The organism is Microvirga aerophila (assembly GCF_003332305.1).
GTDB classification, from domain to species: Bacteria; Pseudomonadota; Alphaproteobacteria; order Rhizobiales; family Beijerinckiaceae; genus Microvirga; species Microvirga aerophila.
Genome location: NZ_QOIO01000111.1, coordinates 1 through 6,979 on the forward strand (window position 1 = coordinate 1; position 6,979 = coordinate 6,979).

General features: G+C 58.8%; 6 protein-coding genes. All 6 read right to left on the reverse strand.

Annotation, left to right across the window (positions count from 1 at the left end; all coding sequences use genetic code 11):
* A partial coding sequence (locus tag DRB19_RS28165; RefSeq protein ID WP_162815929.1) for an adenylate/guanylate cyclase domain-containing protein occupies window positions 1–1,074 on the reverse strand: 1,074 nt, incomplete at its 3' end.
* A 150-nt stretch (window positions 1,075–1,224) separates the two neighbouring features.
* Window positions 1,225–3,003 (reverse strand): adenylate/guanylate cyclase domain-containing protein, encoded by a 1,779-nt coding sequence (locus DRB19_RS28170; RefSeq protein ID WP_114189281.1) that lies wholly within the window; start codon window positions 3,001–3,003, stop codon window positions 1,225–1,227.
* A gap of 158 nt (window positions 3,004–3,161) precedes the next feature.
* On the reverse strand, window positions 3,162–4,046 hold the full coding sequence (locus DRB19_RS28175) for a dienelactone hydrolase family protein (RefSeq protein WP_114189282.1): 885 nt from the start codon (window positions 4,044–4,046) through the stop codon (window positions 3,162–3,164).
* 302 nt (window positions 4,047–4,348) lie between these two features.
* Entirely contained in the window at window positions 4,349–5,128 is a 780-nt protein-coding gene (locus tag DRB19_RS31770; protein WP_308494366.1) for a PRC-barrel domain-containing protein, read from the reverse strand.
* A gap of 822 nt (window positions 5,129–5,950) precedes the next feature.
* On the reverse strand, window positions 5,951–6,382 hold the full coding sequence (locus DRB19_RS28190; RefSeq protein ID WP_114189284.1) for a hypothetical protein: 432 nt from the start codon (window positions 6,380–6,382) through the stop codon (window positions 5,951–5,953).
* Window positions 6,383–6,481: 99 nt separating this feature from the next.
* On the reverse strand, window positions 6,482–6,853 hold the full coding sequence (locus DRB19_RS32025; protein WP_114189285.1) for a recombinase zinc ribbon domain-containing protein: 372 nt from the start codon (window positions 6,851–6,853) through the stop codon (window positions 6,482–6,484).
* Window positions 6,854–6,979: the final 126 nt, after the last annotated feature.

Genomic DNA, 6,979 nt, shown 5'->3' on the forward strand with positions numbered 1-6,979 from the left:
TGGCGTGTTCGCATAGGCATAGGGCAGGGCACGCAGATAGAGATCATAAGCATCAAGACTGTTCGGGCGTTTGCGACATGCCCGCTCAATTTCGGCTCGGCGAAGGCTCGGCTCTATAGCTCCGATCACGTTTTCCGTAATCTGGTCTTGGAGATCAAAGATGTTCTCCATGCTGCCATCAAACCGATCAGCCCACAGGTGGGCTCCTGTCGCCGCTTCGATCAACAGCCCCGTGATGCGGATGCGGTCCCCGGCTCTCCGAACCGAGCCTTCAAGCACATAGCGCACTCCAAGTTCGCGCCCGACCTGCTTCAGGTCCCCGGCTCGACCCTTGTAGGTAAAAGAAGAATTACGGGCGATGACGAAGAACCACTTCACTCGTGAAAGACCAGTGATGATGTCGTCCACCATCCCATCAGCGAAATACTCCTGCTCCGGATCGCCACTCATGTTAGCGAACGGCAGAACTGCAATAGATGGTCTTTCGGGGGACCGAGTTGTATTCGCTTCGAGGGCTGCCTGTGTGACCGTTGGAGGGTCACTTTCCACGGTGATGGCGAAAGCTCGGATTGGCTCCTCAATGTTCTTGACCGTTTGTGGTCCGAGATCCTCGAAGACGAGGGGCAGGACTTTTCGCACATACCCATAAGTGGTCTCGGAGATGCACAGGCCACCAGGATCTGCGAGGCTCTCCAGCCGTGCGGCGATATTCACGCCGTCTCCGAGGAGATCTCCTGCACGCACCATCACGTCGCCAACATGTACCCCGATCCGAAACTGGAGACGCTGATCCGAAGGAATGTCTTGATTAGCTTGAGCGAGTGCCGCCTGCACGACAGCCGCACATTGGACGGCGTCAACGGCGCTGGGGAATTCGACCAATACACTGTCGCCAGCCGTGTTGGCGATCCGCCCACCATGCTCAGCAATCAGACGGTCCATGATCTCGCGATGAGCGGTCAGGGTAAGAAGCGTTCCGACCTCGTCTTGGCCCATCAGGCGGGAATAACCAGCCACATCAGCCGCGAAGATCGCCGCAAGCCGCCGCTCGACCTTGTGCTCCTGCCGATCCATCGGACCCTCGGTGCCGTTCCAGATCAGATTGTGCGGCGGGTGGGGCGTGGTGTCCAGCCTACGTCCACTGATAGACAGGCTCTTACTGTTAAGCTTGGTACGTGACGAGATGGGTGTGGATGGACGTGAGAGAATTTGAGCAGGAGAGGGTCACACTCGTACACCCGCCTTTCTCAAACCATCGAACAAGAGTTCCCGCTTCTTGGGGTTGCGGTAGCATGTCCGGTTCAAGTGGGTTCGCATCGCTTCCCAGCGGGTGGATTGCAACACACGTCCGACTTCCGCCGCCTCGGCCAGTCGTCCCATCTGTGCCAACGCTGCCGTCAAATAGCGAAGCGAGATGGGATGATTGGGGTTCATCTCCAGGGCTCGCCGCGTGAACTGCTCCGTCTCTTTGAAGCGGCTCCCCATGAAATGCACCGCCCCGATTGCGTTCAGCGTAATATAGCCACGCGGGTCCAGTGGGTTCAGCCGACGTGCCTTCTCCAAGCAGACAAGGGCGCGCTCGCACTCGTCGGTGTAGATCAGCACCCACCCGCAATTCGTCAGCACATACGATGAGTTGGGCTGAAGATACAGGGCGCGCTCGCAGAAGGTGACGGCTCGCTCCAGAACGCCTGAGAGCGAGGCCAAGGACCACGCAGCAACGGCGAGCACCCGCGCATTGTCCGGATCGCACTGAACCGCTTGCAGAGCCGCCTCGCGGCTCCGGGCCGCATCAGCATCCCAGTCCTCGGTCCAACCTCCCACCATCAGGCGGCCTCGGCAATCGGCAAGGGCACCCCAGGCTTCGGCATAGCCGGGATCACGTTCAACGGCTTGCCGCAGCAGCGTCTCGGCGCGGCGAAAGCCCTGCTCGGTGAAGGCGTAGAACTCGGGCAGGGCGCGAAGATAGAGGTCATATGCCTCCAGGTTGCTGGTCACTTTGGCTCTGGCCCGCTCGATCTCAGCCGCTTGCAAGCTGGGTTCGATGGCCGACACCACGCTCTCGGTGATCTCGTCCTGTAAAGCGAAGATGTCCGTCAGGTCGCGGTCGAAGCGCCCAGCCCAGATATCTGTCCCTGTGAGGGCCTCGACCAACTGTGTCGTGATGCGTACCCGATTGCCCGCCTTTCGGACTGAACCCTCCAGCACGTAGCGCACACCAAGCTGACGACCGACCTCCTTGATATCCACGGCTCGGCCTTTCAGCGTAAAGACGGAGTTGCGGGCGATGACGAACAGCCACCGGCAGCGGGAGAGGGCCGCGATCAGGTCCTCCGTGATTCCATCAGCGAAATACTCCTGCTCCGGGTCGCCGCTCAGGTTCGTAAAGGGCAGGACGGCAATGAACGGCTTATCAGGAACCCTCAACAGGTTAGCGTCGGCTGTTGAGGTTTGGCTCATCGGAGCAGAGGTTGGGCTGCAAACCGCGTAGGCGCGGACTGGCTCCTCAATGTTCTTCACCTTCTGTGGTCCGAGATCAGTGAAGGTGAGGGGCACGGCCTTTCGCACGTATCCGTATGCGGCCTCCGAGATGCAGATGCCACCCGGATCAGCGATCCCTTCCAGTCGCGCGGCGATGTTCACCCCATCTCCGAGCAAATCGCCCCCGCGCACCATCACGTCACCCACATGCACCCCAATCCTGAATCGGAGATGCTCCTCCTCGGACATGTTCTGGTTTGCGGACGCGAGCGCATCTTGTACTTGGGCGGCACAGCGGACGGCATCCACCACGCTCGGGAACTCGGCGAGAACACTATCGCCAGCGGTGTTCGCGATCCGTCCGCCATGTTCGGTTATGAGCCGGTCCATGACCTCGCGATGGGCGGTCAGGGCCTGTAGAGTTCCAACTTCATCCTGACTCATGAGCCGCGAGTAACCTGCTACATCAGCCGCGAAGATAGCTGCCAGCCGTCGCTCAACCTTGTGCTCCTGACGATCCATGGGAGCCTCAGTGCCGTTCCAAGCCGGATTTTGCTTCAGGGGGAGGAAGGTGTCCAGCCTACTAACACTCTAACGCCAAGCTTCGTCCGAAGCATCTAGCAGGCGCGAGCAGTCTCTGGAGAAGTGCAAACACAACAACTCTAGTTTCCTGATGGGCGTTACGGTGAGCCACCCAGGTTGCGAGCGAGGAACGCCTTCGCACGACCGAAGGAGTCCTGCGCAGTCTTTGCTTCATATTCGAGCCGGAAGCCCAGAACCGACTGCCCCGTACCCCAGTTGGGCTCGACAAAGCCATGATGGGCGTCTGGATAGACCACGAGGTCTGTCGCCGCACTATCATTGGCGCGGCCCGCTGCCAGTTCCTCGCAGGCCCGTGCGAGATGCCATTGGTCGTTTCGCCCAATCATTATCAGGAGGGGAAACATGATCTTGCCGCTGAAGATTGCACAGCGAGGGTAGTATGCAACACCAGCCTTGAACGTCAGATTCTCTGGGTTGACCACCGTTGAACCTCCCAGAGAGTCGGCTATGGAGAGGACAACGCTGCCGCCTGTCGATATTCCAAGGACTCCGACACGGTTTCGGTCCACAAGAGGCAGTTTCGCTAGATAGTAGAGGCCACCATACGCGTCGGAAGCGCGATCTACAGACGCTGCGTCTTTGGTACAATTTGGCTCGACCTTCCGGGTCGTGAGGCTATCAACCGACAGTGCCACGTAGCCCCAGGAGGCCAGAACTTGGGGTAAGGTTTCCTGGGCGTAAGGGGTCGGTCCACAGCCATGCAGTACCACTACGGCTGGGAACGGGCCGTTCCCCTGTGGTTTGGCAAAATATCCTTGGAGACGATCCCCAGGAGTTGGTCTCGGGTCTTCACCCCGTGCACGTGCCTGCTGCTCCATAAGTCTGCCAAGTGGACGCGGCGCACTCTCGAACTCAACCTTCTCTGCGACAGGAGGGGCCGAACTTGGCAGTGGCGGCGATTGACCCCAGGAACCGCTCGCAAGCCCAAATCCAAGAATAGCTCCGAGGATCGACGGCTTCATCGGCTGCCTCCCAAAGGCATCTCAAGGTATTTTCCCACCTATGGCATTGGCGTTCAAGCGAACATCATCGGAGAATTAACCGACGACAGCATGGTGGTGATTGGCAGTTTCGGCCTTGCCCTTCCCCGCCATGAATCACCGTGAGCTTCCATATCTTCAGTGGAAGGTCGGGGAGAGGGCGAGAACCGGTCTTCCAGGTGCCGAAGCAAGGGCTGGCCTCGGGAACCATCCTTCGGGTTTAAGCCCCGGTCCTCTCAGAGAACTGGGGACGGAATGCCTCTGTCTGTTGCCTGTCCAGATCGTCAGGGAACCAGCCAGTAGTAGGTCACCTGATAATAGTCGTGCAGGTCCTGCTCGCTCTCCCGATCCGGCCAGTCCTGACCGCGACTGCCTGAGAGACTGGGCGCACTCCGAAGCTGCTCTGCGGTAATCTGGAACCGATAGCCTCCCAGGTCGGGGTCGTAGTCGAGCATGCCCCAAGGAACAGCGTACTCCTTCGCGCCCACGCCGAAAAAGCCGCCAAACGACATCGCTGCATAGGCCACACGTCCACTGATCTTGTCGATCATGACCCGCTCGACTGTGCCGATACGCTTGCCACTCCGGTCGTAGACCGCAGTTCCTTCCACCCGGTCGCTCTCGATCAGAGGCTTGCCTGAGCGCTGACCAGGGTAGTCCCTGCGGGTCCTGCCACGCTCCTGGCTCCTGGTCTGACCTCCCATGATCCAGGCCAAGCCAAGGCCGACCGCTCCGACCGCCAGCAGCGATGCGAGCGGGGCTTCCGTGATCTGCTGTCCAACAGCCTGTGTGGCTCGTTGATAGTAGCGCTGGGCCTCAGGATACCGGTCGCCAGCTTCACGGACATACCGCTGCCCTTGATCATAAGCCTCACGGGCCACATCGGAGGCACGGTCTGCAAGATCAGTGGCGGTGTTCCTCGCCTGATCAACCAAGCTGTCGGGCGAGCCCCCGCTCCCCTGAGCACTTCCCTGAGGGGTGGGGCTATTACCACCCGCTTGGTTTGGAGCATTGGACTGCACGTTTCCTGCTTGATCGACTCCCGTTCCCTGTTTCTCGTCCATGATCCCTCTCCTTTTGAGACGACGATCTGACTTTTCTGAGGTGACGACCTTCCAACTCATACAACCGGCCTATCGTTCTACGTACCTTGGGCTTGGCTGTGGCAAATCGGGAGTACGGACTCTAACGCGCAATTATACAGCCGCGCTGGCTTTGAGCGTCGCGGCAATAGAAGGAACGAGCAGGCCGCTAGGACTTGGATGGGCAGGAAAGTCCAGTGAACTGGACTTTCGGGATCAGCCCTTCCCACGCTGGATCACCGTCAGCCTGCGCATCATCGGCGGAATATCGGGAGGAGGGCGGCTCACATTCTCCAAGTCGGTGAACCGGGCCTTGCATTTGGGATCATACTGGCCTGGAGGCCGCTCCCACGGGAGGGACTTCCTTGGGCAGTCGAGAGCAATCCTATCGAGCAGATCGCATAGCTGGATGTCAGCCCCGCACTCCGCTGCAAGCCGAGCCAGCCGATACTGCCCCTTCCGGTGAGGGCAGAGGGGGCAATCAATCCGGACGATCACCCACGGAAAGTCGGACAGCCGCTCAACCATTGCTCGTTCATCGCTGCATGCGAACGGAACGGGAACGATGGACTGAGGGTTCCAAGCGCTTCGAGAGGGCTCGACTAAGGGCTTCATCCGCCGTGTCTCTTCCCAGACCGCAGATCGGATAAAGGGACGAGCATGGCTGAGTAGGATAACGTCCAGTTGACTGGACCATGATGACGGGTAGGGAAGGTGGATCGGAGGTTCTGACCTATTCCCTATGCTCCTGCTCCAAGGAGACCCGTTGCTCTATCGGCCCAAGAGTCCAGGAAAAACAAGGGTCTAGGCATGTGTGGGGAGCGCGTGAAACGGACCTCCGCTACCACCTTTTCCCCATGACGAACTTGTTTGGGCTTTCTCTGGCAGGTCCTGTGCCTGAACCGATTGATCAAACAGTCGAGCCAGCCGTGCTTTTACCTCAATCCATTTCGGTCTGCCGTCTTTCTCTCCGTGGACGTAAACCGCGCCGATAAACCCGCGGATGACCATCGCTGGGCCGAGGTCTCCTGCTAAGGTACGGCGCTCGATAGCGCTCCGGAGATCATCGAGGGCTGCCAAGCAGCGGCGGAGGGCAGGGGGCTGAAGCTTGACCACATTATCAGGTGCTTCCTGTTTGAGGGCCTCAAGCTTGGACTCAAGGTCGCGCCTCTCGACTGCTGCTTCCTTTACAGCCCTGCTGTTTTCCCGCTCGTCTCCAATTTCGTCGATCAGCATCTGGTTCAGTCGGGCAATTTTGCGAGCTAGGTCTGAAATGCGATTCTCAAGAGAGGCGTTCTCGTCAATAGTCTTAGCTGCAACACGACGACGCTCATCCTAGTATGCTTTAATCGCCCGCACTATAATTGCGGGTTCCTTCAATCCTCTCCTGAGTGTTTCCAAGACCGTACCTTCGATCCACTCCAGATAAAATGTGCGTGGATCGAGGCAGGATTTGCTTTCCTTGTGGGTTGAGCACCCGATCCGGATTTTGCCTGTCTTCTTCTCGACTCCGTATGAGGACATGCCGCCACCACAGGCGGGGCACTTGAGCAGTTGGGAGAGAAGCCGTCGCGGTGTCCGTCGATGGGACATTTGGGTGGTGCTGTTCTCTCCGATGATGGCTTGGACTTTGTCCCAAAGCACTTGCTCAACAATGCGGCATTCCGGCAAGTCCACAACGATGTGTTCATGCGGACGAAAGCACATACGTGTAATGCTGCTGATCGAGAAAGCTCAGGACGGAGCCTTCTCGGCTGTGGACTTGCTTCGGTTTAGATACTGCTGGCGAATTCATCATGCTGGGACGGGAGCCATCATGAGCTTGGTAAAGGC

Excerpts from the sequence above, each read along its gene's own strand:
- DRB19_RS28175 (WP_114189282.1), bottom strand. The coding sequence starts at position 4,046 with ATGAAGCCGTCGATCCTCGGAGCTATTCTTGGATTTGGGCTTGCGAGC.
- DRB19_RS28170 (WP_114189281.1), bottom strand. The coding sequence starts at position 3,003 with ATGGATCGTCAGGAGCACAAGGTTGAGCGACGGCTGGCAGCTATCTTC.
- DRB19_RS32025 (WP_114189285.1), bottom strand. The coding sequence starts at position 6,853 with ATGTGCTTTCGTCCGCATGAACACATCGTTGTGGACTTGCCGGAATGC.
- DRB19_RS28190 (WP_114189284.1), bottom strand. The coding sequence starts at position 6,382 with ATGCTGATCGACGAAATTGGAGACGAGCGGGAAAACAGCAGGGCTGTA.
- DRB19_RS31770 (WP_308494366.1), bottom strand. The coding sequence starts at position 5,128 with ATGGACGAGAAACAGGGAACGGGAGTCGATCAAGCAGGAAACGTGCAG.